Origin of the sequence: Bacillus sp. JJ634 (genome assembly GCF_036962285.1) — a bacterium.
Lineage (GTDB): Bacteria > Bacillota > Bacilli > Bacillales > DSM-1321 > Peribacillus > Peribacillus asahii_A.
The window spans coordinates 13,590-39,114 of record NZ_JBALMU010000047.1; the positions used below are offsets into that span (position 1 = coordinate 13,590).

Genomic DNA, 25,525 nt, shown 5'->3' on the forward strand with positions numbered 1-25,525 from the left:
TAGGCTAGACTACAGATTACTATTACATTATCAATTATAGTAATTTTAAGTGGGAAATTTTCAATTTTTTGTTTAAGGAGTGTTTATTAATTGAGGATACTTTTAATTATTGCTCAGGTTATTTTAATATGTATGTTTGCATTTTCCGCGGCTATCAAATTTTTACGTAAACCAATGATGGTACATCATTGGAATGAGTATAGGTATCCTATGTGGTTTATGTTTGTCATTGCTACATTAGAATTAACAGGTGTATTAGGATTATTAGCAGCATTTTGGGTTCAAAGAATGTTGATATTTGCAGCTGTTCTTTTTGCTATTTTAATGATTGGTGCAATACATGCCCACTTATTCCGTGCAAAGCATAGCCCACTGATGGCCATTAATGCTGTGATAATGCTTCTTTTATCTATTATTCTTATTATTGCCTGAGGTGTTAATGGATAATTGGAGAAGGATGAGGAGAGGAAATCTATTCAAAAAGAAAACTAGAGGCTGAAAGATCTTGTAGTGATTTTTGTAGTAGTATTTTTAGAAATGTAATTATTAAAGGATAAGAGTCTTACCACTTTTTTATACAGATGAGGTAGAATAGATTGGACTAAATCGTAAAAATGAGAGACCAAGAAGAATTTACGCAGCTGGGAAAAAGTGAGCTTTGCTGAAAGCAAACTGTTCGGATTAAGAAATTGATAACTATTAGGCAGATCTCTTTCAATTACAGTTAGGAATAACAAAGGCAACTTACGAGTTTAATTGGAATCCTTGGAGTAAATTTTATGATGAAATCCGGATTAATTATTGATTTCCATGAATTTGGTAAAAAGAAAAGGGATTATATGAATCCCACCTTATAGCCCAAAATCTCTAATCTCATTTAGATACATCAAGGTGAACCGTATCATAAGTAAGAACAAATTTATTTTTAGCGAAAGTATTAAAGAACAATTGACTGTTCTTGACGCTTGTTCCAACCGGTGAATTACTTTCATTAACGGCTATTTTTTTAATGAGGTAAATCTTTTTGTTTTTGGGTTCAATTTTGTATTTGGTAACTAAATGGAAATGTTTGTTTTTATGTAAATAAGTCGAAAATATATAAAGGTGAACAAAACCTTGTATATTTTCGACTTTTTGCTAAAGTACCAGTTTATCAATCTCTGTATCTTGCCGTACTATGCGGCATAAGAAGTTCAAGGAACAAAAAAGCTTAAAGAATTCTATGATAAGAAAAAATCAGAAGGAAAACCTGCCAAAGTGTCAATCGTTGCCTGTATTAATAAGTTGCTTTATTGGAATTACGCTTTATTAAAGAGAAAAGAAACGTTCCTAGATTTAGCCTAATTAACGGTTTTGTGAAACAGAGAAAAATCCTTCCAAAAGGGTTTTGGAGGGTTATTTGGCATAGACAAAAATAGTATATCATAAGGGGGGATTTTAGAGGAATATAGTTACATCCTGTTAGCTGGTTTAGTTCATTAAGAAACACAAAAATGATCAATCTTTTTAATAAAAAATACTCCAATTAAATATTATAAGAACATGTTTTGATTAATCTTTTCTCAAAACATGCTCTTTCTATTTATTCATATATCAAAGGTTTCTTGTATTAATTGGATCTAACACTTCTATACACCATAGAATGCCAATTAATAATATCTATATCAAATTCTGCACGAACGATAAGGTTCACTTCTATGATCCTAATGTTCCATAATCTTTAATCGTTAATTTTACATGGTAGTTAATCGGGGTCTCACTAAATGTTTGATCCCAATCCTTTTTGACTTTCTTCCATACTTTGGGGTTCTCAATTTTCAAGTGATCCCCGAAGCCAGCAACGTCCACTCGGTATTCTTTTTGCATTTTTTCTATTACATTCCCTACCAAGCGTTTCACTTCATTTTCAAAAGATTTTTCTGCTTTTTTGAGAAATTCACTTTCAAAAGCATTTCCTGAAAGCACCCAATTTTCAGAAAGTCTTCCATCTGATTCAATGTTTACATCAAAAGAGATGTTGTTTCCATTAACTCGAGGTATAATACTGCTTTTCATGGACTCTATCTCATACATAAGCAGCTGACCAGTTTCTTTATCAAAGCTTTTCACTACGCCGCCTTTTCCCTTACCTGTTATCCATGTTATGCCCTCTAGTTCTTCCTCATTCAAAAATCCAGTCATTGTGTGTGTCTTTCCATCGATCACGGCAGCTCCCGCAAATTTGACTTCCCCATTCGCTGACAGTACATTTTGCAATAGAAAACTAGATTCTGAGTGGATTTTGCTCTCTACTTTAGTATACGACATAGGAGGTAAAATCCTCGTTGAACGATAGGCATTTTCTACAATGCTAACCAGACGAAAGGCTGGAATTCCTCCTGCAGTCTTTGTTTCCAGTGTCTTGCTTGCCTTTCCTTTACTAATGAGCACAAGACAGCTTAGTCTAACCTCGTTGTCTCGAAGATTTTGATTAAGTAATTGTTCCAATTTATACGATTTTGCAAGATCTTCACTGATAACAACCACTTTCATATGGTAACCGGTTAGGGGTTGTTCACTTCTCAATGATAATTCACGAACTATTTGATGGTTGGAATCTCCCGTTTCAGAAGCATTAACATAAGATTTTTGTTGTGGTCCGGCTTGTTTTGTTGTTGAACTTGCTACTTCTGGCGTGATAAATTGATAGGTTGCAGTAATCAGGTTTCTTTTTGAATAACCCACCCCTTGTTCGTTTAACTTTTTCTCAATGGAGGACTGCTTGCCTTTATCCAATGCCAAACCTATAACTAGACTTTGCTCTTCAATTTCATGACTGCTCCAACATCCTGTAAGGGATAAGAACAAAAGAGCCGAGATGGAAATGAAGAGAGGGCGTATATGGCTATGTGATTGTTTCATATTTTCCTCCCTTTATTCTTGAGATAATAAGCAGGAGAAGCGGGAGTAAACCAAATAAAAATAATGCGAAATTGCCGATGAAATCTCCAAATTTAAAGAGGTCATTGATATTTTTCGGAATCATGGCAATGATATATAGGATCGGAAGCAAGCCAAACATAAATGGTTGAATGCTCTTTTTTGAAAGTTGAGCTAGCCCTAAAGAAGCTGCATAGTATGTGATGGTGAATGTAGAAAATATTTGCATAATCCAAACCACGAGCAATAAAGATTCAAACCGTTCAAAGATCAAACCGGAGACTTCAAAACTTCGTATAAGATCAAGTGTCGGCCATGTTCTCGTTACCACTCCATCAACGGATAATGCTCCGATAACCATTACGACCGTTATCACGTAAAAAATTAATGAAATGAACACTCCAACAAGCACGGCTTTTACTGCTTTTTTTGGCTGATTCATAAACGGAATAAGCAGTAACATGATTTCGGGCCCTGTAAAAGCGAGAGCCGTTGTCTTTACTCCTTTTAGTACAGGGATAACTCCTTCTCCTAATACTGGACGCAGATTATTGATCTCAAATATTTTAATGCTCATAAAGGCAACAACCAAAAAAAGGATAACTGTCAAAGGTAATATAATTTCAAAAAGACGGGCGATTGGGTTAATGCCGCCGATAATCAGATAGAGACTCACCCACATGAAAGTCATAGTAATAGCCCATGTAGGGGTACCTGGCAGAAGTAAATACCTTATGACTTCCGCCATTGAACGGAGTTGAAACCCGGAAGTCATAAGAAAATAACAGATTATAACTAAATTGAGTAACCCCCCCACCCATTTTCCTACAATTTCATTGATGTATTGATAAAAGGTCTTTTTTGGAAACTGCTGGCCTAATTTAACCATGATCACCCCTGCGATTATGGCGATAACCCCGCCTAAAATAACGCTTATCCATACATCTGGTGTATGCGCTTTCTCCGCAGATGATCTGGGTAGGGTGAGTAATCCTGTACCAAGTATAAAGTTGATGACAATGACAGCTGCTTGAGGAGTGGTAATTTGGTCTTTCGGACTGAGAATCACTTTTTAATCACTCTTTCATCGATAGGTTATCCTTTACGTATAGGATTTTTCGTATGCATCATCTTTGGCCGGCGTTTCATCATCATGAGTGGCATGCGAATCATCAGGTCTTTCCATTCACTTAAACGATAAGGAACGGCTGGACTCAAATAAGGTATACCAAAGCTTTTTAATTTCACTAAATGGCTGGCCATAAAAAGAAAAAAGAGAATGACCCCGTATAATCCAAATGTGGCAGCACATAGCATTGCGGGAAAACGAAGAATCCGTAATGTAAACCCCGTACTATATTGCGGAATGGAAAATGATGAAATAGCGGTTAACGCTACTACAATGACCAAAACAGGGCTAACGATCCCGGCCTGTACAGCAGCTTCCCCAATGATTAAACCGCCGACAATTCCCATTGCCGGACCGATTGGCTTAGGTAAGCGCAGTCCTGCTTCCCTCAAAATTTCGATGGATATTTCCATGAATAATGCTTCGATAAGTGCCGGAAACGGAACGCCGGACCTGGTTCCTATAATGGAGATGGCCAGTTTGGTCGGAATCATCCCTGAATGAAATGAGATAAAAGCTATGTACAAAGACGGCGTAAAGAGAGACAGAATAGCTGCGAGGTAACGAAGCATTCGTATGAATGTGCCAGGAATCCACCTTTCATAATAATCTTCCGGTGATTGCAACACCATGCTTAAGGTAACCGGAGCGATCAAAGCAAAGGGCGTCCCATCTAATAAGATGGCCACCCGACCTTCCATCAAAGCAGCGATCACGCGATCCGGACGCTCTGTATTCTGTACCTGCGGAAAAGGACTTAGGTAATTATCTTCAATGAGTTGCTCTACATAACCTGATTCAGGCACATTATCAATATCAATTTTCTTAATTCGATTTTCTATCTCTTGAACTAGTTCGGGATCAACAATATCTTTTATGTAAGCGACAACTAAATCTTTTTTTGAACGCTTTCCAACTTGGAATTTTACTAACGATAAATTCTCAATTTCACCACTGCCCCTTAAAAAAGATGTATTATCACTCAAAGATTCAGTAAAACCGACTCGTGGACCTCTGACTAGTGCCTCTGATACCGGCTCTTCGATCGTTCTTGTTTTAAGTTTTGTAGTTCCAAGGATTTGCGCATCCAATAATCCATCAATTATAAGAGCGGTAGAGCCTGTTAGTACTTTTGATGCTAACTCTTTACTGGAACGAACTTCTTCCACATCACTAATGGATAACACTTGATTTTTTATAAATTCTTTTGAAATGCCTTCTTTGAAGGAAGGAAGGTTCTGCTTATATTCTGCTGAAAAATCAACCATCAATGATGGCATAATATGCTTATCAATGAGGTCTTTATCCGATAGTCCGTCCACAAAAATGATAATAGACCTTATACCTGTACGCCCTAAATTAAATTCCCGAAAATGCACATCCCAATTATGTCCAATTTCTTGCTTGACCATTTCAAGATTTAAAATGAAATTATCTGTAAACTGACCGGTTGTACCTTGGGAGGTAGATGATTCTTGTTTGTCATTGTTAGTGACTTTGCCTTTTTTATTAATCTTTGATATCCAGTCTTTCATTATCATCACTCATCCTTTGAGGTGCGAAGCCATTTAAACAATTGGCTGATTAGATACGGAATAAAAAACACAATAAAAGCTTGTATAAAAACCTGCCATTCTGGAAGGTAGGAAACAATCGCTTTCCACATTTTTATCACCCTATACTTATCTCAGATCAGCAGCTAAATCTGTAAAATTCCTTTATTTTTTAAATAGTATTAATAATTTCTACGTTCCTTATGCAAAGTAGTTAAAAGTAAAGCCGTATTTCTATCACTTTATATTTAGTATTAGCTTTACCGGACAATAAATGGCCCCATACAATATGGATAGGCTGTACTTAGTTGGACAGATATTTTAAGGTCAAGTAGACTACAGTTAATATAATCGAGGAGAACCTACCATGACCAAAAGAGAGCGAAGAACATTTACACAAGAATTTAAGCAACAAATGGTGCAGCTATATATGAATGGGAAACCTAGGAAAGGTCTCATTCAGGAGTACAGCCTGACGCCATATTGGGAGAATTATGAATGAACAAAGATTAGTATCTTCTTATTCAACAAACGGAGGTTAGTGTAAGAAGAAAATCGAATTTTATAAAGTGAAATAAAGAAATGGATGGAGGAATAAAATTGCTTGGATTGCCAAGAGGAAAGGTGTTTTTAGTTCCTTGGACAACTGAATGGGAACAGGAATTTTTATTAGAGAAAGAGAGAATTCAAAATATTATTCGTGAGTATATAGTAAATGTCCATCATATTGGAAGTACAGCAGTAAAGAATTTAAGTGCAAAGCCAATTATAGATATTGCTATTGAAATTAAGGATTTTCGAGATGGTCAAAACTGTGTAGAGTTTCTAGAAAAGCTGGGATATTCTTATAAAGGGGAAAATGTATTACCTGATAGACATTATTTCAGCAAAGGTGAGCCAAGGACACATCAAATACATATGTATCAAAGTGGAAACAAATATTTACTCGAACAACTGAAATTCAGAGATTATTTGAGAAATAACGATGAATCAAAAGTTGAATATGAACGACTCAAACTTAAACTGGCAACATTAAATAAAAATAATAAGCACAAATACGCAGACAAAAAAACTGATTTCATTAAATCAACCTTAGAAAAAATTTAAAGTATTATAACTTCTTTATTGCTAACGAGGGCGTTTGTATTAGATAGTTTAGCCAGAACTTTCTGGTTGAACTTTTTTTATTTAGATTTAATCTATGAGTAGCCAGGGTAGAACGTACGGGGGCGTGGGACACTGATTCCGTTAACTAAACTGTTCACCCCCTACTAGTAGAAATATGTTTGAGGCTGGTTGGGACTTAGATCTCGTATAACAAGCGAAGCTATAATACTACTTGGAGGTAATAGGGGTTACTGATAAATACGCAAGAGGAGGAGAAAGAATGAACCCAGTTGTGGGTATAGATGTAGCTATAGTAGTAAAGTTAGTTGGTTAGGAGGGGATAAAGAAATTCAATATTTGCGTGAATTTCTTTTAACAAAGAAAGTCATTGAGAAAATTGGGGTCAATAAAATTGGACTACATGATGATCTTTTTATTACACAGGAAAGAGTCGTTAATTATCAAGGTGTAGTGAACGATTCGAAGCTTGTGTATGTTCCCAAATTCACTAGTGCTTCTATGGATTTGGAACGTTCCATTACAATTAACATGATTGATAACTGGGGACAATTAGCGAAGGAAGTATTAACTCTCCTTCCTAAGATTAATCAAGAAGAAGTAATTTACTCTTTGATTGGATGGCATTTTGTTTCTCCTCTCGCCCCGCTAGTACGTAAAATAGCTGATGGAGGCTTCCCACAATTAATGATGTGGGGGACAAAAGGATCGGGGAAAACACGTACTGCTCAAGTATTCGGTAAGTTATTTGGGAATAAAGAAATCAGATCTTGTTCCCGCCCTCCATTTTCTATTATGAGAGAGATGGATTTATTAAATGCTATTCCTCTATACCTTGATGAGTATCTTCCTATGAATATGCCGAGAGAGTATCTAAATCAAATTAAAGGTTTTGCATTAAATAGATGATGGCTATGACTTACCAGAGCGGGTGTCTATTAATATCGCTATCATCCTAATAGGTTTAAGCATTTTTATCTCTTTGGCGGGGGAGTTAGGAGTAGATGTTTCAATCCCTTTTGATACTATAATCAACTCTCAACTAAAACACTTAGTAGGAGAAGAAGCCAAGGGCTCTCTTGATCAATTAATGGAACGCACAGCAACAATGATTGATAGTTCTAAGGATTTCCAGTATGGTGTAGATTATTTATTTGACAATAATAAAGGAGAGCTAGTACTGGCCACAAAGAGATGGTTTGCAGAGCTTCGAAAGTTCTGCCGTGAATACAACTATTTTGGTGACGTGGTATCAGATAGTCAATTCAGAAACTTTTTAGTTGAAAACAGTGATGGAAAAGGGTATGTCAAGGTTAGCCATAGTGCTAAAAGGACATTAGCCACCCAAAAACGATGTACAATCATCGATGTCTATCACTTAGAAAAAGATCTAGGTATCCCAGTGGATACATGGATTAAGTAAAAAAGGTTGCGACTACTATGTCGCAGCTTTTTTTAGTACAGCTATTCCATTAGAGTGACAATGAAAAGACAATGATTCATGTTAAAAAGACTAGGATATACCTACATACTTAATAGTAAAGGACAATAAGTACAATAATTTAATATATAGAATGTAATTGATAGTATCAAAGATATTATTACAGTATTGTTATATTCCCCCATGTTAGTTGTACTTGCTGTCTTTGATGAAAAATACTTAGCCTTGTTCTCCTTTCTTTAATTTTAGAGTGGTGCGTGGTGTGCTTGAGGGAGAACTGATGCACCGTACCGCAACCGTTTGCCTATTGGTGTGTTTTAATAGTGTAATTTACCCTTTGAGAGTATTCAAAATTATGTTGACAATTGTATGTACGCTCTTTAGAATTGATAATGATTTTCAATAATGTGTAGGAGGCACTAATTTTATGTCGAAACGACGAACTAGTACACAAGTTTTATTTATATGTGCAATCGTTATCATTTTATCAACGCTTTTACTTGGATGTACAAATGAATCAAAAGAAGATTCAGCTTCAAACAAAGAGAGAAAAAACATGCTTACTACTGCATGGCCGCGGGATATAGGTGAAATGAACCCACACGTCTATAATCCTTCTCAATTATTTGCACAATCTATGGTGTACGAATCTTTAGTTAGCTATCAAGATGGTGGAGAATTAAAACCACAATTAGCGGAATCTTGGGATATTTCAAAGGACGGAAAAGAATACACATTTCACCTTCGTCAAGGAGTAAAATTTTCAGATGGAACAAGCTTTAATGCTGACATCGTGAAAAAGAACTTTGATGCCATTTTGAAAAATGTTGCTTTACATAGTTGGTTAGGATTTATTCCAAAGATTGATCAAACGAAAGTAATTGACGAACATACATTCCAATTGACATTAACAGAACCTTATTATGCTACGATTCAAGAATTAGCGGTTGTTCGTCCGGTCCGTTTCTTAGGTGAAGCAGGCTTCCCGAAAAATGGTGACACATCAAAAGGGATTGAAAAATCGGTCGGAACAGGTCCTTGGGTATTAGATGAATATAAAGCCGATGAATATGCGACTTTTAAACGCAATGAAAATTATTGGGGCGAACTCCCTAAAGTGAAAAAAATCAAAGTAAAAATCATTCCTGACGCTGAGACAAGAGTCCTTGCATTTGAAAAAGGAGATTTGGACCTTATTTATGGTGAAGGAGTAATCAGTTTAGATACATTCAAACAATTAGAATCAACTGGAAACTACGAAACTAGTGTGTCTGAACCAGTTGCAACCCGTCAACTCGTCATGAATACGAAGAAAGAACAACTTTCGGATGTACGTGTTCGCCAAGCGTTACAGTATGGATTTAATAAACAAGCTATGGTCGATGGTATCACTTCAGGAGTAGAAGACAAAGCAGATTATATTTTACCAACAAACTTTCCTTACACGTCAAATATCGATGCACAACCGATTGATTACAATGTAGAAAAAGCAAAAGCATTATTAGATGAAGCAGGTTGGAAACTTCCAAAAGGAAAAAATGTTCGTGAAAAAGATGGTAAACTACTTGAAGTAGAATTAATGTACGACTCTGCGGAATCGATTCAAAAAGCGATGGCAGAAACATTACAAGCTGAGTGGGCAGCACTTGGTGTGAAATTAAACATCGCTGGAGTAGAATTGCCTGTGCAAGTTCAACGATTTAAAGGAAACGATTTTGACTTAAATTTCTTTAGTAATTATGGTGCACCGTATGACCCACATATATTCGTAAACGTCGTTGGTTCAGAAGGATTCGGCTTTAAGGAAGCCATTTCATCATATCCAAAGAAAGAAGAGTTACTACAACAAATTACTGACGTTTTAAAATCAACAGATGAAAAAGAACGTCAAAAACTATACTCTTCTATTTTAACATCACTACAAGAGCAGGGATCAATTGTTCCAATCTCTTATGTTAAGAAAGTCGCAGTTTATCAAAAAGATGTATCTAATTTTACTTTTCCTGCTAATCGTGACGAACATCCCTTCACTGGTATTAGCATTGAATAGTTAGCAACAGGAGGGTTTTCATGGGCACTTATATCGTGAAACGCATGATGGCTATTATCCCAATCTTTCTTCTTGCTACACTGCTTACGTTTGGAATGATTCGGCTTTCACCAGTCGACCCGGCTGAAGCTTATTTAGCAGCTGCCCATATCCAACCAACAGAGGAAATGTTGGAGCAGAAAAGACATGAATTTGGCCTGGATCAACCTATCCTCGTTCAATATGTAAACTCTATTATTAAGATATGCCAATTGGATTTTGGCATATCTTATATTTCTAATAAGCCTGTTTGGGACGAGGTTACATATCGAATGCCAGCCACGATTCAGTTAGCTCTAGGCAGTATTCTACTAGCTATATTGGTTAGTGTCCCCCTTGGTTTCTTAGCTGGAATCAAGAAAAACAGTGGAATTGATTATTTTAGTCGATTTCTTGCTTTTTTTGGGGCATCCATTCCATCTTTCTGGTTAGGATACTTATTAATCTTTTTCTTTTCTGTGAAGCTCAATTTATTTCCAGTAGAAGGAATTGGTACGGTACAACATCTTGTTTTACCTTCGATTACATTGGCATTGCCCTTAATTGCGTTGTATACACGCTTATTACGTGCTAGTGTTTTGGAAAATTTACAAGCACCATATGTCTTATTTGCCCGTACAAGAGGGATAAAGGAGAGCATCATTATGGGTAAACATGTTTTACGCATAGCCATCTCCCCTATGATTACTGGACTTGGAATGAATCTAGGTAAACTACTCACAGGGACCATTATTGTTGAGGCTGTGTTTTCATGGCCAGGATTTGGACGTTACTTTATTGAAGCCATTTTTAATCGAGATATTCCTGTTATCCAGTGCTATGTGCTACTAGCAGTTGGACTGTTTCTTATCAGTAATTTAATTGTAGATTTGATTCAAATGTACATTGACCCACGCATCTCCAGAAAAGGAGGGCACAGCCAATGATTGCTACTATACGTTCTCAATTGCGAAGTCAAAAAGCGTTGGGCATTTGTATTATCATACTAAGTATCCTATTCTTTCTAGCTATTTTCGCTCCTTGGCTTGCACCTAACGACCCAGTTGCAGTGAATTTAGCGCTAAAACTTCAACCTCCTTCTTGGAATTATCCATTAGGAACCGATCATTTAGGTCGTTGTAACTTATCGCGTCTCTTAATAGGAGCTCGCATCTCATTAGGCTTTGCTTCACTTATTTTTCTTTCATCTTTAGTCATCGGCTTAATTATCGGAACACTTGCTGGCTATACAGGTGGTTGGTTGGATTATATCTTAATGAGAATATGCGATACGGTTATGGCATTTCCTAATCTGTTACTTGTTATTGGATTAGTTGGGGTATTCGGACCTGGACTTTCCCAAGTCGTTTTAGCCTTAATCCTTGTGCAATGGGTTTATTATGCGAGAATATTTCGAGGAATGGTCCTCAGTGTGAAGGAGCAAAACTATATTGCAGCCGCAAAAATAAGCGGCTCGTCTTCTTGGAAAGTTATGAAGAAACATATCGTACCTAATATTCTTCCTCCACTTGCTGTCATGGGTACCCTAGAAATGGGCTGGGCTATTATGGATCTATCTGCGATGTCATTTCTAGGCTTAGGCGTGCAGCCTCCTACTCCAGAATGGGGAGCGATGATTCTTGAAGGAAAATCTTACATTCGAACGAATCCAGAATTAATGCTCTATCCAGGTTTAATGATTATGCTCGTTGTCGTAACCTTCAATGTTTTAGGCGAAGCTTTATCTGAACGCTTTGGAGTTAAACGTCGTTTTTAAAAAGGAATGAAGAAATTGAAAACAGAACAGTCGAATGTATTGCAAGTCAACAATCTATCTGTACACATGCAAACAAAGGATAATACCTCCACCCTCGTACAAGACATTCAGTTTGAATTACACCGTGGAAAAGTACTCGGTATTGTCGGAGAAAGCGGGAGCGGTAAAACGGTCACAAGTATGGCTATTCTGCAACTTCTTGATCAAAAAACAACAACGATTGAAGGTAGTATAAAACTGCAAGGACGCGAGTTGAATGGATTAGATAAGAAAGCCATGCGGAATATTCGTGGCAAAGACATTGCTTTTATTATGCAAAACCCGATGAATGCTTTTACACCTGTATATACGATTGGTAATCAATTCATTGAAACCATTCGCTCTCATACGAAAATGAATAAAAAACAAGCAACAGAGATTGCTATTGAAGCAATGCAGCATGTGAATCTACCTAATCCTAAGGAATTATTAACATCCTACCCTTTTCAATTAAGTGGCGGAATGCTTCAACGGGTCATGATTGCGATGGCCGCATGCTTGCATCCTGCTGTTATTATTGCAGATGAACCAACAACTGCACTTGATGTTAATAACCAACTTCAAGTGCTGCATCATTTGAATCAAATTCGTACAGATTATGGTTCAGCCATTTTATTAATTTCTCATGATCTTGGTGTCATTTCAGAAATGGCTGATGATGTCATCGTGATGCAGCACGGTCGTATCGTTGAAAAAGCGGACGTATTTCAACTATTTGATCATCCGCAGCACGAATATACGAAAAAGCTCCTTCATGCTCGACCAACATTGCATGTAGAAGAATATATAGGATAATTTCAAAGGAGAATACACATGAGTTTATTACAAGTAAAAGAAGTAACTCATAGTTACGGCTCTCATAAATTATTCAAGTGGAAAGATAGTCCAAAACAAGTACTCAAAAACATTTCTCTTTCTATTGAAGAAGGAACATGCTTGGGGTTACTAGGTACGAGTGGCGCTGGAAAAAGCACATTAGGCAAAATCATTCTTGGTTTAGAACAACCTCAACAAGGACAAGTTCTATTTCAAGGACATAATATTTATACAGCGGATAAATTGACTCGCCAAAAAATCCGCCGCGATTTACAGGTTGTTTTTCAAGATTCCTATTCAGCCGTCAATCCTAGACTAACAGCTGAACGAATTATTGCTGAACCGTTAGAAAACTATGAAAAGCTAACGATATCTGAACAAAAACGAACCATTATTGAATTGCTAGAAAGAGTTGGTCTCAGTGAAAAAGATTTAACTAAATACCCTCATCAATTTAGCGGAGGACAATTACAAAGAATCAATATCGCTAGAGCCATCTCCCTAAAGCCCAAACTAATTGTCTTAGATGAATCTGTCAGTAGCCTTGATATGGTCAACCAAACTCTTATATTAAATTTACTAAGCGAACTCAAAGAGGATTTTGGACTATCATATCTGTTTATCACTCATGATATTAAAGCAGCCTATGCAATCGCTGATACATTAGGTGCACTAGAAAAAGGGGAATTAATCGAGCTTTACGATTCTAAAAACCAGTTTTTTTCGTCAGAACATCCTGTCGTTAAACAGATGAGAGGTGCTATCCTTGCTGAGCATCCACGCTTTCGTTCTCTTCCAACAAGGATTAGTAAGACCTAGTATAGAAATATATGTTGATTGATAAGAAGGCCTCGATTTCAGTTTGAAAATCGAGGCTCTTGTTTCTCTTTTTTGAAGAATATATTGGAGGAGAATCCGATGAATCATCGAGCATACCTTGCTCTAGCCATCCCCTTAACGATTTCAACGATGACAACCCCTTTATTAGGAGCTGTAGATACAGCAGTTGTTGGTCAGCTTCCAGATCCAGCGTATATTGGAGGAGTTGCAGTAGGGAGCATTATTTTTAATACTTTATATTGGTTATTTGGTTTTTTACGAGTTAGCACATCTGCGTTTGCCGCTCAAGCTAATGGGGCAAACGATCAAGCTCAAGGAACACTCGCTTTGTTTCGCCCTTTTTTATTAGCTGTCATTGTAGGTCTTTGTTTTATCCTCTTGCAATGGCCAATTGAATATGCCGCTTTGACACTAATTGCCCCTGAGGCCGATGTTAGCAAATTTGCAATGGAATATTTTCGAATTCGAATTTGGGGAGCTCCTTTCACTTTGATGAACTATGTCATTCTTGGGTGGTTGATGGGCATGTCGAAAATTAAAATATCTTTATTTTTACAAGTGTTCATGAATGTTCTAAATATGGGTCTTGCCATTTTGTTTGTTCATGTCTTTTCTTTAGCTGTAAAAGGGGTCGCGATGGCAACTTTAATCGCAGAAATCACAGCATGTCTAATTGGATTACTTCTTTTAATGAAGGCGTCACCAATTCAATGGAAAATTCCACCTGTGGGAACACTTATAGATTCACATTCTATGAAAAAGATGTTTATCGTTAACCGGGATTTATTTATTCGAACGATTTGTTTATTAGCCGTTTTTAACTTGTTTACAGCAAAAGGTGCTTCCTTTGGTACAGAACTATTAGCCGCTAATGCTGTGTTAATTCAAATTCATTATATTATGGCTTATTTCTTTGAGGGGTTTGCGAATGCATCTAGCATTTTCGTAGGTAAAGCAATTGGTTCAAATGATGAAAAATTATATAAAAAAACGCTCACCTTATCTTGGCAATGGTCAATTCTATCTGCTTTCTTCATTGCTTGCATCTATGGACTATTTCAAGAACAGATTATTGGACTCTTCACGAATTTGCCGAGAGTAATTGAACTTTCGAATACATATGGAGTTTGGCTTATTATTTTCCCATTTGTAGCTTGTTTCGGACTCGTCATTTACGGTGTTTTTACGGGAGCCACTGAAATTGCACCGGTTCGAAACTCTATGATATACGCGTTGATCGCGTATATTATTGTGCAAGTCACTGCCACTCCCATCTTGGACAATCATGGCTTATGGCTAGCCTTTATTGTTTTTAGTATGGGGAGATCTGGCTTTCTAGTTATGTATATCTCTAGACTGAATAAGAAAATTTTTCATCATAAACAAGAATCGTGAATGTCCCTCCTTAATATCCTTACGGGTTGTTTGAAGAAGGTGTTTTACCTATTCATAATGGGCATTATTTTGTCTCACATAATCTCTAACAGGGTTCTAGTGCGAAACTCGAAGTTAATTGCAGTAATCTCAAACTCTTGGATATACTGATATTACTATTCTAAAAAAGGATGTGATTGATATGGAAGTGAAAAAATACGTTCAAGTGGAAGCATGATCATTCTGCCACCAAAGCTTTTTCTATCAACGTTGAAATCCTGTTTTGGACTTTAATGTTGGCCATAATCAATCCTCCAATAAAATGGTTGCCATTCAACGTTTATTGAATGCGTAGAAGCTTGTCATATCAACCTTTAGAGGACTTTTATTGTGGTGCCAATATTGGTGCCCAAAATGGTGCCCAAAATGGTGCCATCGGATATAGCAGGTATAACCTATCATATTTTGAAAACACCAGAACCTTGATAAATCAATGAATTTCATTTAAATAAGGTCTTACCTGTCATATTTGAAATTACTAAACTAGTAGATTTCGCTTTGACAGGGTGGGGGTTGCTGAATCTATCAGGGACACATCATAAATCTGTTCACACTTTAAACTCAACACATGTTGAGTGTGTCTCGCAACTCATTTAAAAGAAGGCAACTAACCCTTTGGGGGAGTTGCCTTTTCATGTTTCTTTAACGAATTTACAAAGCTTTATTGAATATGGACGGTGCCATCGTGACTGCAAGTAATCTTCTCAACTAGAGAATGAAGAATCAGCGGCGTTAGTTCCTTTAAGTTTAGGGCATCTTTTAACTAAACCACATACTTTTTTGACATTCCTCACAATACAGGATATTTGTAAGTGGCTCTGCCCCTGTTGAGATTTACTATTTGAATTTAATAAAACCTTTTCAAAAATAGATTGCGGGATTTTACTATCACTATTAATGCCAATTAAGATTGGAAGTGCGTTATTTTTATTTTAAGGAATCATCCAATCTAATATATTACTTTGCAGGAACGTGATGATACAGATCAGTAATAATAAGAAAAGACTATGCTTAATGGTAAAGCGGAACAAATCTGATTCCTTACCAGCTAATCCAACTGCTGCACAAGCAACGGCAATCGATTGTGGTGAAATCATTTTACCGGTTACTCCACCTGATGAGTTAGCGGCAAGTGCGAGTACTGGATCCATACCAATCGATGTTGCTGTAACTTGTTGCAATTTGGCAAATAACAGGTTTGCGGATGTATCTGAGCCTGTGATGAATACACCGAGCCATCCTAGGACTGGAGCAAAGAAAGGGAATAGTGCTCCTGTTTTTGCTAAGACCATTCCAAGAGTCGTGGTCATTCCAGATGCGTTGGTTACATAAGCATATCCAACAACAGTGGCGATTGTTATGATTGGATATTTTAATTCATTCACTGTTTCACCGAATGTTAATGCCCAATCGCGCCAAGAGATTGAGACAATATATTTTGTAACAATCGCCGCTAAAAGAATGGCTGTCCCAGCTGCACCCAAAATTTCAAGCTTGTATATAGCAGCGATTGGTTCTCCCGAAGCGCCAATAACTTTGTTGTGCAGCCATGGGACTTCTGGAGTAAATGTAAGAAAATGTCCAAGTGAGTTGATTGTTTTTAAAATGGCATTTGCTCCTTCATAATGACCACTTAAAGCTAGTTTGACAGTTGGAATTCCCCAAATAGAAATAAATCCAGTCAAAATTAAAAATGGAGACCATGCTTTAAAAATTTGACCGCTGGTGTACGAGTTATGTTTTTGTTTTGGTGTAGTTGTTGTCATAGTTGTTGCCATAGTTGCGGCTATTTCGTGTTCTGCAGAAAAACGATAAATGGTTTTTGGTTTCCAAAATTTCATAAAAATAGCCAATGCAAATAATGATACTAAAGCGGAAAGAATATCTGGTAATTCAGGTCCTAAAAAGTTAGAAGATAAATATTGTGTTATAGCAAAAGTCAAACCGGAAACTAGAATGGCAGGCATCACTTCAAATGCTTTTTTAAAGCCTGTCATCATGACAATGAGATAAAAAGGAATAAAAACGGATAGGAACGGTAATTGACGGCCAACCATTTTTGAAACTTCCGTAGCAGGAATACCTGTAGGGCCCTCCATTGCAATAATCGGAATACCAATTGCTCCAAATGCAACGGGTGCTGTATTAGCAATTAAACAAAGACCAGCTGCATATAAAGGGTTAAATCCAAGACCAACTAATAAGGCAGCCGAAATTGCAACAGGTGCACCAAATCCAGCAGCACCTTCAAGAAATGCTCCAAAAGAGAAGGCGATGAGTAACGCCTGTATGCGTCTATCCTCCGTAATCGATAAGACAGAACTGCGAATAATATCAAATTGTCCTGTTTTGACTGTCAGCTTATAAAGAAATACAGATGTAATGATGATCCAGCCAATTGGTAATACACCATACACAGCTCCTTGTGTTGCTGACATCACCGCTGTCACAACAGGCATCTTAAATGCGAATACAGCAAGCACTAATGTAAGAAGCAAAGTGGTTGACCCGGCAATATAGCCTTTCATTCTTTTAATGGCCAACGCCCAGAAAAAATAAAGAATTGGAATAAGGGCAACGATTGCCGTTAAAGCAAGATTGTCACCAACAACTGTAAAATTTTGTATAAATGTCAAAGTCTCTTCCTCCTATTAATTTAATCACCTCTAAAAGTAATCGTTTTCAAAATCTGGTACATTTAATAGATAAGGTCATCAGATGACTGTATGATAAGATTATATTTACCAATTTTCAAAAATTCAACAATTTTTTGAATTTTTTTCATTTTAATGTACCACGATGAAATAATTGAAATTTAAACAGATTGTAAATAATGATGTATACTATAGATATTAATGTAAGCATCTAATGAGGTGGAATAGGTTGGAGTATAAACGAATCAAACCGAAAAAAATATATGAAGAAGTGGCAGAAGCCTTACATGAAATGATTCGAACAGGACAATTAAAGCCTGGTGATAGGCTAGAATCGGTGGAACAGCAAGCAGAAAACTTTCAGGTTAGTAGATCAGCTATAAGAGAGGCATTGTCCGCTTTAAAGGCAATGGGCTTAGTTGAAATAAAACAAGGAGAAGGAACTTTTGTTAAGGAGTTTGAAGCAAGAAAGATCATGTTTCCTCTTTCATCTGCCATTCTTATGAACAAAAAGGATGTCTTACATCTTTTAGAAGTTAGGAAAATTATTGAAACGGGCGCAGCTATATCTGCAGCAAAAAATCGAAATGAAAAAGATCTTAAAGCTATGGCCGAAGCTCTTGATGAAATGAAGTCGGTACAAGGTGATGAAGAATTAGGTGAGAAAGCAGACTTCAAATTTCACTTAGCTTTATCTGCAGCATCTCATAATCCATTATTATCAACTATATTAGATCAAATTTCCGAACTCATGATTGAAACGATGAAAGAAACAAGACGGTTATGGTTGTTCTCCAAACAAACAACGATTGAAAAGTTATATCGAGAACATGTTCAAATCTATCAGGCTATTGAGGAAAGAGACGGGGAAAAATCGCGAATAGCAATGCTCTCACACCTTGAAAATGTGGAAAATATTCTAAGTAAATATTTCCAAGAGACAGATGAAGAACAATAGTTAAAAAAGGGAAATGGTGTCATTATTAGGAACACCATTTCCCTTTTTTATACTTTTCAGAACTTATATCCTAACGGAGGAAGATACAAGAAAAACTAAGAATTCTGCAATCAGGAGTTGGCGATAAGCCAATTTTTTCTACACAAATTTTATGTAAGCACTATCATCAATGAGGACGTTGTAGTAATATAAAAATAATAGATAAGTATTTTTTTAATTTTCAGTCATCAGATGACCTGTTGATTATATGATAATATTGAAATAGGAAATAAATTTTATTAAGGGAGCGAGAAAATTTGAAGGTAACTCTTTTTACTACTTGTTTAGTAGATATGTTTCAAAGCGATGTAGGAAAAGCAGTCGTTGAAGTACTAGAAAGACTTGGATGTGAAATTGCATTTCCGGAATCACAGATTTGCTGTGGTCAACCTTCTTATAACAGCGGATATGTAGAGGACACGAAAAATGCGATGAAAAGAATGATTACGACTTTTGAAGATTCGGAGTATGTGGTATCTCCATCAGGTTCATGTGCCTATATGTTTCATGAATATCCGCATGTTTTTCAGGGTGACCCAATCTGGGAGCTTAAAGCAAAATCTCTTGCTGAAAAGACATATGAATTAACTCAATTTATTGTTGATGTTTTACAAATCGAGGATGTAGGAGCACGGCTGGAAGGCAGAGCGACATACCATACGTCTTGTCATATGACGAGATTACTGGGTGTAAAAGAGGCGCCAATGAAACTACTGGAAAATGTAAAAGGTCTGGAATTTTCAGAGCTTTCCGGCAAAGAAAGATGCTGCGGATTCGGTGGGACCTTCTCGGTAAAAATGGGGAACATTTCCGAGCAAATGGTTGATGAAAAGGTATGCAATATTGAAGAAACAGGAGCGGATATCATCATTGGTGCTGACGCAGGCTGTTTAATGAATATTGGCGGCCGCATTGATCGAAAGGGAAAGCCAATTAAAGTGATGCATATTGCAGAGGTTCTTAATAGCCGATAAGTGGATTGAATGATTGAAAAAGGAGGGTATTCATACATGGCAATGAAAACAAGTGCTGAAAAGTTTAATGACCGTGTGGATAAGGGATTGCAAGATTCCTTTATGCGTGGTGCTGTTTCTAGTGCGCAGGAACGATTTCAAACACGCCGGCTCGGTGCAGCAGAAGAACTAGGGAACTGGGAAGAATGGCGCTCACATGGAGAAGAAATCCGTCAGCATGTTTTGGAAAACTTAGATTATTATTTATTTGAATTAAGCGAAAATGTCTCCAAAAGAGGCGGTCATGTCTACTTTGCGCAAACGGCCGAGGAGGCAACTTCATATATTCAAAATGTAGTAGAAAAGAAAAATGCTAAAAAGATTGTGAAATCAAAGTCCATGGTAACAGAAGAAATCAATTTAAATGCAGGTCTAGAGAAATTGGGCTGTGAAGTCATTGAAACGGACCTTGGCGAGTACATCTTACAAGTGGATGACCATGAACCGCCATCCCATATTGTTGTTCCAGCTTTACATAAAAATAAAGAGCAAATCCGTGATGTTTTTAAGGAAAAGCAAGGTTATAAAAAAACAGAAAAACCAGAAGAGCTGGCATTACATGCCCGTGAAAAACTCCGTCAGGAATATTTGACGGCAGAGGTAGGGATTACTGGCTGTAATTTTGCTATTGCTGAAACAGGTTCAATCACTTTAGTAACAAATGAAGGAAATGCAGATTTAGTTGCAGCATTGCCGAAAACACAAATTACCGTTATGGGAATGGAAAGACTTGTCCCAACCTTTGAAGAGATGGAAGTACTTGTGAGTTTATTGACAAGAAGTGCAGTAGGGCAAAAACTGACAAGCTATATCACGACTTTAACCGGTCCAAAAGAAGAATGGGATGTGGATGGACCTGAAGAGTTTCATCTTGTGATAGTTGATAACGGCAGATCTGACATTCTTGGTGGAGAATTCCAGCCAATTCTACAATGTATCCGTTGTGCAGCATGTGTAAATGCCTGCCCGGTTTACCGGCATGTTGGCGGTCATTCTTATGGATCGATTTATTCCGGCCCGGTTGGAGCGGTCTTATCACCGTTACTTGGCGGGTATGCTGATTATAAAGAATTACCGTATGCTTCTACATTATGCGGAGCTTGTACAGAGGCGTGCCCTGTGAAAATACCGTTGCACGAGCTTCTTCATAAGCATCGTCAAGTCATTGTGGAGAAGGAAGGGCGTTCTCCTGTATCTGAAAAGCTATTAATGAAGGCATTTGGTCTTGGAGCATCCTCACCTGCGATGTATAAGATTGGTTCAAAAATGGCATCACCTGTTATGTCACCATTTACCAATGGAAATAAAATCTCAAAAGGTCCTGGACCTTTAAAAGCATGGACAGAGGCCAGGGAATTTCCTGCACCGAACAAAGAAAGATTCCGAGATTGGTTTAAAAACCGCCCAAAAGGAGGAGGACAATCATGAATGGGATGATCCAGAATCGTAATGTATTTTTGGGTAAAATCGCTAATCGCCTAGGCCGTGACCGAAAAACAATTGTAAAAAGACCCGAATGGGCATACCATCCTCAAGATGAAGTGCTAAAAAATGCAACACAAGATGAATTAGTAGATGTATTAAAGGAACAATGTAAAAATATTCATACTGATTTCGTGATTACGAATACAGCGAAGCTATCAGACTCATTGAAAGAAGTAGTGAATCGCTATGGTGGCGGGCCGGTTATTACTTGGAAAGATGAACGTTTTAATCAATATGGTTTAACCAAACTAATGAAGGAAGAATGGCCACAAGACGGTGTTGATCTTCATGTTTGGAACTATACAAAAAAGGAAGAAAATATAGAGAAGGCTAACGTTGCAAATGTAGGGATTACGATTAGTGATATTACTTTAGCCGAATCAGGTACGGCTGTTCTTTTTAGTAGTAAAGATAAAGGAAGAACGGTCAGCTTTTTACCAGTAACTTCTGTAATCATCATCCCTAAGAGCAGCATTGTTCCCCGAATGACACAAGCAGCACGGATCATTCGAGAAAAAGTGAAAAGTGGGGGGCAAGTAGCTTCTTGTATCAACTTTATTACTGGACCAAGTAACTCAGCAGATATCGAAATGATTCTTGTTGTGGGTGTGCATGGACCTATTAAGGCAACCTATATCGTCGTTGAGGATTTATAGGAAAAGGTTGTCATTAAATTTCTATTAGTCTTTTTTACAATTATAACGAGAGTGGTGGAGAAATGAGAAAGTCTATAAAAAAAGTGCTTGTTGCTAATCGTGGAGAAATCGCCATTAGGATTTTTCGAGCTTGTACAGAATTAAATATTAGTACGGTTGCTATTTACTCAAAAGAAGATTCTGGTGCTTATCATCGTTATAAAGCAGATGAGGCCTATCTTGTCGGAAAAGGTAAAAAGCCGATTGATGCTTATTTAGATATTGAAGGAATTATTGAAATCGCTAAGATGAACGGGGTGGATGCGATTCATCCAGGCTATGGATTCCTTTCAGAGAATATTGACTTTGCAAAACGATGTGAAGAAGAAGGCATTATTTTTATCGGTCCAGAATCCAAGCATCTAGATATGTTCGGAGACAAGGTAAAAGCGCGTACACAAGCAGAGCTAGCTCAGATTCCTGTTATTCCTGGTAGCGAGGGGCCTGTTTCAAGCGTTGATGAAGTTATCGAGTTTGGTAAGCAGCACGGAGTTCCATTTATTATTAAAGCTTCTCTTGGCGGCGGCGGTCGAGGCATGCGTATTGTCAATAGCTTAGAAGAAGCGACAGAAGCGTATAATCGTGCAAAATCAGAAGCAAAAGCGGCTTTTGGTTCTGATGAAGTATATGTAGAGAAATATATTCAAAATCCAAAGCATATTGAAGTGCAAATTTTAGGTGATAAATACGGAAATATTGTGCACTTATATGACCGCGATTGTTCTGTACAAAGACGTCATCAAAAAGTGGTTGAAGTAGCACCATCTGTATCGCTCTCGGCAGAATTAAGGGAAGGAATTTGTGAAGCAGCTGTCAAACTAGCGAAGAATGTAGACTACGTGAATGCAGGAACAATGGAATTTTTAGTTGCTAACGGTGAGTTTTATTTCATTGAAGTAAATCCACGTGTTCAAGTAGAGCATACGATTACAGAAATGATTACGGATATAGATATTGTTCAATCGCAAATTCTAATTGCGGAAGGTCATAATCTGCACAGCAGTGAAATCGGTATCCCGCAGCAAGAGGATATTAAAACACATGGGTATGCAATTCAATCTCGTGTAACAACGGAAGATCCTTTAAATAACTTTATGCCAGATACTGGACGAATCAATGTATACCGTTCAGGTGGTGGTTTCGGGGTTCGTTTAGATGCAGGAAATGGCTTCCAGGGTTCAGTGATTACGTCTTATTATGACTCATTGCTTGTGAAGGTTTCTACACATGCAACATCATTTAGAAAAGCAGCAGCTAAAATGTTACGAAACTTAAGGGAATTTAGAATTCGTGGTATCAAAACGAATCTTCCGTTCCTTGAAAATGTCGTTCAAAACGAAAAGTTCTTAACGGGTGAGTATGATACATCGTTTATTGATACAACACCTGAGTTATTGGATTTTCCTGAACGAAAAGACCGTGGAACGAAAATGCTTGCTTATATTGGAAATGTAACGGTAAATGGTTTTCCGGGTATTGAAAAACGCAAAAAACCAGTATTTGATGAACCAATTATTCCAAATGTAAAACATGTTCCTTTTGTAGCAGGTACGAAAAATATTTTAGACGAGCAAGGTGCAGATGGTGTTGTTGAATGGATTAAAGAACAAAAAGAAGTATTGCTTACTGATACTACTTTCCGTGATGCTCACCAATCATTACTTGCAACAAGAATTCGTTCGAAAGATCTATTAAATATTGCTGAGCCAACATCCAAGTTACTTCCTAACCTATTTTCAATGGAAATGTGGGGCGGAGCGACATTTGATGTAGCATACCGTTTCCTTAATGAGGATCCTTGGGTTCGACTAGAAAGACTTAGAAAGAGGGTACCTAATACGCTTTTCCAAATGTTGTTTAGAGCGTCAAATGCTGTTGGGTACAAAAACTATCCAGATAATGTGATTCGTGAGTTTGTTCAACAAGCAGCAGAATCAGGTATTGATGTATTCCGAATTTTCGATAGCTTAAACTGGGTGAAAAGTATGGAAGTTTCTATCGATGCCGTTCGACAAGCTGGTAAACTTGCAGAAGCGACGATTTGTTATACAGGGGACATCAATGATCCAAGTCGAGCAAAATACAATGTTCAGTACTATAAAGATATGGCTAAAGAATTAGAGCAATCTGGGGCTCATATTTTAGCGATTAAAGATATGGCTGGTTTATTAAAACCTGAAGCAGCCTATCGTTTAATTTCCGAGTTGAAGGATACAATTTTTCTTCCAATTCACTTGCACTCTCATGATACAAGTGGTAACGGTGTGTTTATGTATTCAAGAGCCATTGCGGCAGGCGTTGATATCGTTGATACGGCAATTGGTTCGTTAGCTGGGCTAACATCTCAACCGAGTGCGCAGACTTTATACTATGCACTAGAAGAAAATGAAAGACAGCCTAAGGTTGAAATCGATTCACTTGAGCAATTATCTTACTATTGGGCAGATGTGCGTAAATACTATCGTGACTTTGAAAGTGGCATGAATGCACCACATACTGAAGTGTATAAACACGAAATGCCTGGTGGTCAATATAGTAATTTACAACAACAAGCTAAAGGAGTTGGGCTTGGCGATCGTTGGGACGAAGTAAAAGAAATGTACAGCGTCGTAAATGTGATGTTTGGTGATATTGTAAAAGTAACACCATCTTCTAAAGTTGTCGGTGATATGGCGCTATTTATGGTGCAAAATAATTTAACAGAAGAAGATGTGTTAACAAAAGGGAAAACAATTGATTTCCCAGACTCAGTTATTGAATTATTTGAAGGTTTTCTAGGACAACCAGAAGGAGGTTTCCCGAAAGAACTCCAAGAAGTGATTTTAAAAGGGAAAGAAGCCATTACTGTTCGACCAGGCGAATTACTCGAACCGGTTGATTGGGATGCATTAAAACAAGAATTAGCGAAAGAAATCGGTCGTACACCATCTAATCAGGATGTGCTTGCCTATGCTTTATATCCAAAAGTATTTTTAGAATATATGAAAAAGCAAGAGATGTTTGATGATGTTTCAAATCTTGATACACCAACATTCTTGTTCGGTATGAGACTAGGGGAAGAAATCGAAGTCGAAATTGAAAGAGGAAAAACGTTAATTGTTAAATTTGTCTCATTGGGTGAACCGATGCCAGATGGCACACGCGTTGTTTACTTTGAATTAAATGGTCAATCACGCCAAGTGCTAATTAAGGATGAAAGTGTTAAATCATCTGTTGTTACTAAAGTGAAAGCTGATACAAAAAATGAAAATCACATCGGAGCAACAATGCCTGGAACAGTCATCAAAGTAGTCGTGGAAAAAGGTGACCAAGTGAAGCAAGGCGATCATCTGATTATTACAGAAGCAATGAAAATGGAAACGACTGTTCAAGCACCATTCTCTGGAACGATTCAAAGTATTTATGTAAAAGATGGTGAAGCAATTAGTACAGGGGATTTATTGATTGAAATTTCTAAGTGAAAATTTAATGGCATGATGTATTCCTAGATAATGAGGTACTGCCAATATTCAGAGATTCGCTTTACTTTAAGAATAAAGA

19 protein-coding genes and 2 pseudogenes are annotated in these 25,525 nt (G+C 37.3%); 17 read left to right on the forward strand and 4 right to left on the reverse strand.

Features of this window, described 5'->3' with window-relative positions:
• The first annotated feature begins 90 nt into the window (after nucleotides 1-90).
• Nucleotides 91-432 carry a DoxX family protein gene (locus tag V7068_RS08790; protein WP_127760272.1) on the forward strand — a complete coding sequence of 114 codons (342 nt, stop codon included), beginning with the start codon at nucleotides 91-93 and terminating at the stop codon, nucleotides 430-432.
• A 771-nt stretch (nucleotides 433-1,203) separates the two neighbouring features.
• Nucleotides 1,204-1,344 (forward strand): annotated as a pseudogene (locus tag V7068_RS08795) (IS110 family transposase); the annotation flags it as partial.
• 351 nt (nucleotides 1,345-1,695) lie between these two features.
• Here V7068_RS08795 and V7068_RS08800 read toward each other — a convergent pair.
• Genes V7068_RS08800 through V7068_RS08810 form a run of 3 tightly spaced genes read right to left on the reverse strand, consistent with a single transcriptional unit; the run spans nucleotide 1,696 to nucleotide 5,583 of the window.
• A complete protein-coding gene (locus V7068_RS08800; protein ID WP_499712338.1) occupies nucleotides 1,696-2,901 on the reverse strand; it encodes a Ger(x)C family spore germination protein in 1,206 nt (401 codons plus the stop codon).
• Entirely contained in the window at nucleotides 2,885-3,988 is a 1,104-nt protein-coding gene (locus tag V7068_RS08805; protein WP_499712340.1) for a spore germination protein, read from the reverse strand. Before V7068_RS08805 ends, V7068_RS08800 begins: the two co-directional genes overlap by 17 nt.
• 26 nt (nucleotides 3,989-4,014) lie before the next feature.
• Nucleotides 4,015-5,583: a spore germination protein gene (locus V7068_RS08810; RefSeq protein ID WP_499712342.1), complete on the reverse strand. Its 1,569-nt coding sequence runs from the start codon at nucleotides 5,581-5,583 to the stop codon at nucleotides 4,015-4,017.
• Between the two features lie 385 nt (nucleotides 5,584-5,968).
• Here V7068_RS08810 and V7068_RS08815 point away from each other — a divergent pair.
• The 10 genes and pseudogenes from V7068_RS08815 to V7068_RS08860 form a co-directional block, all read left to right on the forward strand.
• Nucleotides 5,969-6,082: pseudogene (locus tag V7068_RS08815) on the forward strand (transposase); the annotation flags it as partial.
• A gap of 119 nt (nucleotides 6,083-6,201) precedes the next feature.
• Nucleotides 6,202-6,708, forward strand: a complete 507-nt coding sequence (locus V7068_RS08820) for a GrpB family protein (RefSeq protein ID WP_499712368.1) — start codon at nucleotides 6,202-6,204, stop codon at nucleotides 6,706-6,708.
• 357 nt (nucleotides 6,709-7,065) lie between these two features.
• Nucleotides 7,066-7,635, forward strand: coding sequence for a hypothetical protein (locus V7068_RS08825; protein ID WP_499712344.1), 570 nt, complete (start codon nucleotides 7,066-7,068; stop codon nucleotides 7,633-7,635).
• Between the two features lie 22 nt (nucleotides 7,636-7,657).
• Nucleotides 7,658-8,149 (forward strand): hypothetical protein, encoded by a 492-nt coding sequence (locus tag V7068_RS08830; RefSeq protein WP_499712346.1) that lies wholly within the window; start codon nucleotides 7,658-7,660, stop codon nucleotides 8,147-8,149.
• A gap of 445 nt (nucleotides 8,150-8,594) precedes the next feature.
• Nucleotides 8,595-10,217, forward strand: a complete 1,623-nt coding sequence (gene nikA, locus V7068_RS08835) for a nickel ABC transporter substrate-binding protein (RefSeq protein ID WP_499712348.1) — start codon at nucleotides 8,595-8,597, stop codon at nucleotides 10,215-10,217.
• 20 nt (nucleotides 10,218-10,237) lie between these two features.
• On the forward strand, nucleotides 10,238-11,182 hold the full coding sequence (nikB, locus tag V7068_RS08840; protein WP_499712349.1) for a nickel ABC transporter permease subunit NikB: 945 nt from the start codon (nucleotides 10,238-10,240) through the stop codon (nucleotides 11,180-11,182).
• Nucleotides 11,179-12,012 carry a nickel ABC transporter permease subunit NikC gene (gene nikC, locus V7068_RS08845; RefSeq protein WP_127759431.1) on the forward strand — a complete coding sequence of 278 codons (834 nt, stop codon included), beginning with the start codon at nucleotides 11,179-11,181 and terminating at the stop codon, nucleotides 12,010-12,012. The genes nikB and nikC overlap by 4 nt, the downstream gene beginning before the upstream one ends.
• Before the next feature lie 66 nt (nucleotides 12,013-12,078).
• On the forward strand, nucleotides 12,079-12,846 hold the full coding sequence (gene nikD / locus V7068_RS08850; protein ID WP_373995335.1) for a nickel import ATP-binding protein NikD: 768 nt from the start codon (nucleotides 12,079-12,081) through the stop codon (nucleotides 12,844-12,846).
• A gap of 18 nt (nucleotides 12,847-12,864) precedes the next feature.
• Complete coding sequence (gene nikE / locus V7068_RS08855; RefSeq protein WP_499712352.1) at nucleotides 12,865-13,686, forward strand: nickel import ATP-binding protein NikE; 822 nt, start codon at nucleotides 12,865-12,867, stop codon at nucleotides 13,684-13,686.
• A 99-nt stretch (nucleotides 13,687-13,785) separates the two neighbouring features.
• Entirely contained in the window at nucleotides 13,786-15,102 is a 1,317-nt protein-coding gene (locus V7068_RS08860; protein WP_499712353.1) for an MATE family efflux transporter, read from the forward strand.
• Nucleotides 15,103-16,073: 971 nt separating this feature from the next.
• Here V7068_RS08860 and V7068_RS08865 read toward each other — a convergent pair.
• Nucleotides 16,074-17,777 (reverse strand): L-lactate permease, encoded by a 1,704-nt coding sequence (locus tag V7068_RS08865; protein ID WP_499712355.1) that lies wholly within the window; start codon nucleotides 17,775-17,777, stop codon nucleotides 16,074-16,076.
• A gap of 247 nt (nucleotides 17,778-18,024) precedes the next feature.
• Between V7068_RS08865 and V7068_RS08870 the strand changes: the two genes are divergently transcribed.
• From V7068_RS08870 to pyc, 5 genes are all read left to right on the forward strand, one after another.
• Nucleotides 18,025-18,753: a FadR/GntR family transcriptional regulator gene (locus V7068_RS08870; RefSeq protein WP_499712357.1), complete on the forward strand. Its 729-nt coding sequence runs from the start codon at nucleotides 18,025-18,027 to the stop codon at nucleotides 18,751-18,753.
• Nucleotides 18,754-19,049: 296 nt separating this feature from the next.
• Nucleotides 19,050-19,766 (forward strand): (Fe-S)-binding protein, encoded by a 717-nt coding sequence (locus V7068_RS08875; protein ID WP_499712359.1) that lies wholly within the window; start codon nucleotides 19,050-19,052, stop codon nucleotides 19,764-19,766.
• Between the two features lie 36 nt (nucleotides 19,767-19,802).
• Entirely contained in the window at nucleotides 19,803-21,233 is a 1,431-nt protein-coding gene (locus V7068_RS08880) for a LutB/LldF family L-lactate oxidation iron-sulfur protein (RefSeq protein WP_499712361.1), read from the forward strand.
• On the forward strand, nucleotides 21,230-21,946 hold the full coding sequence (locus V7068_RS08885; protein ID WP_499712363.1) for a LutC/YkgG family protein: 717 nt from the start codon (nucleotides 21,230-21,232) through the stop codon (nucleotides 21,944-21,946). The genes V7068_RS08880 and V7068_RS08885 overlap by 4 nt, the downstream gene beginning before the upstream one ends.
• Nucleotides 21,947-22,008: 62 nt before the next feature.
• On the forward strand, nucleotides 22,009-25,446 hold the full coding sequence (gene pyc, locus V7068_RS08890; RefSeq protein WP_499712365.1) for a pyruvate carboxylase: 3,438 nt from the start codon (nucleotides 22,009-22,011) through the stop codon (nucleotides 25,444-25,446).
• The last annotated feature ends 79 nt before the right edge of the window (nucleotides 25,447-25,525 follow it).

Excerpts from the sequence above, each read along its gene's own strand:
- nikC (WP_127759431.1), top strand. The coding sequence starts at position 11,179 with ATGATTGCTACTATACGTTCTCAATTGCGAAGTCAAAAAGCGTTGGGC.
- V7068_RS08860 (WP_499712353.1), top strand. The coding sequence starts at position 13,786 with ATGAATCATCGAGCATACCTTGCTCTAGCCATCCCCTTAACGATTTCA.
- V7068_RS08885 (WP_499712363.1), top strand. The coding sequence starts at position 21,230 with ATGAATGGGATGATCCAGAATCGTAATGTATTTTTGGGTAAAATCGCT.
- pyc (WP_499712365.1), top strand. The coding sequence starts at position 22,009 with ATGAGAAAGTCTATAAAAAAAGTGCTTGTTGCTAATCGTGGAGAAATC.
- nikA (WP_499712348.1), top strand. The coding sequence starts at position 8,595 with ATGTCGAAACGACGAACTAGTACACAAGTTTTATTTATATGTGCAATC.
- V7068_RS08880 (WP_499712361.1), top strand. The coding sequence starts at position 19,803 with ATGGCAATGAAAACAAGTGCTGAAAAGTTTAATGACCGTGTGGATAAG.
- V7068_RS08810 (WP_499712342.1), bottom strand. The coding sequence starts at position 5,583 with ATGAAAGACTGGATATCAAAGATTAATAAAAAAGGCAAAGTCACTAAC.
- nikD (WP_373995335.1), top strand. The coding sequence starts at position 12,079 with ATGCAAACAAAGGATAATACCTCCACCCTCGTACAAGACATTCAGTTT.
- nikE (WP_499712352.1), top strand. The coding sequence starts at position 12,865 with ATGAGTTTATTACAAGTAAAAGAAGTAACTCATAGTTACGGCTCTCAT.
- V7068_RS08800 (WP_499712338.1), bottom strand. The coding sequence starts at position 2,901 with ATGAAACAATCACATAGCCATATACGCCCTCTCTTCATTTCCATCTCG.
- nikB (WP_499712349.1), top strand. The coding sequence starts at position 10,238 with ATGGGCACTTATATCGTGAAACGCATGATGGCTATTATCCCAATCTTT.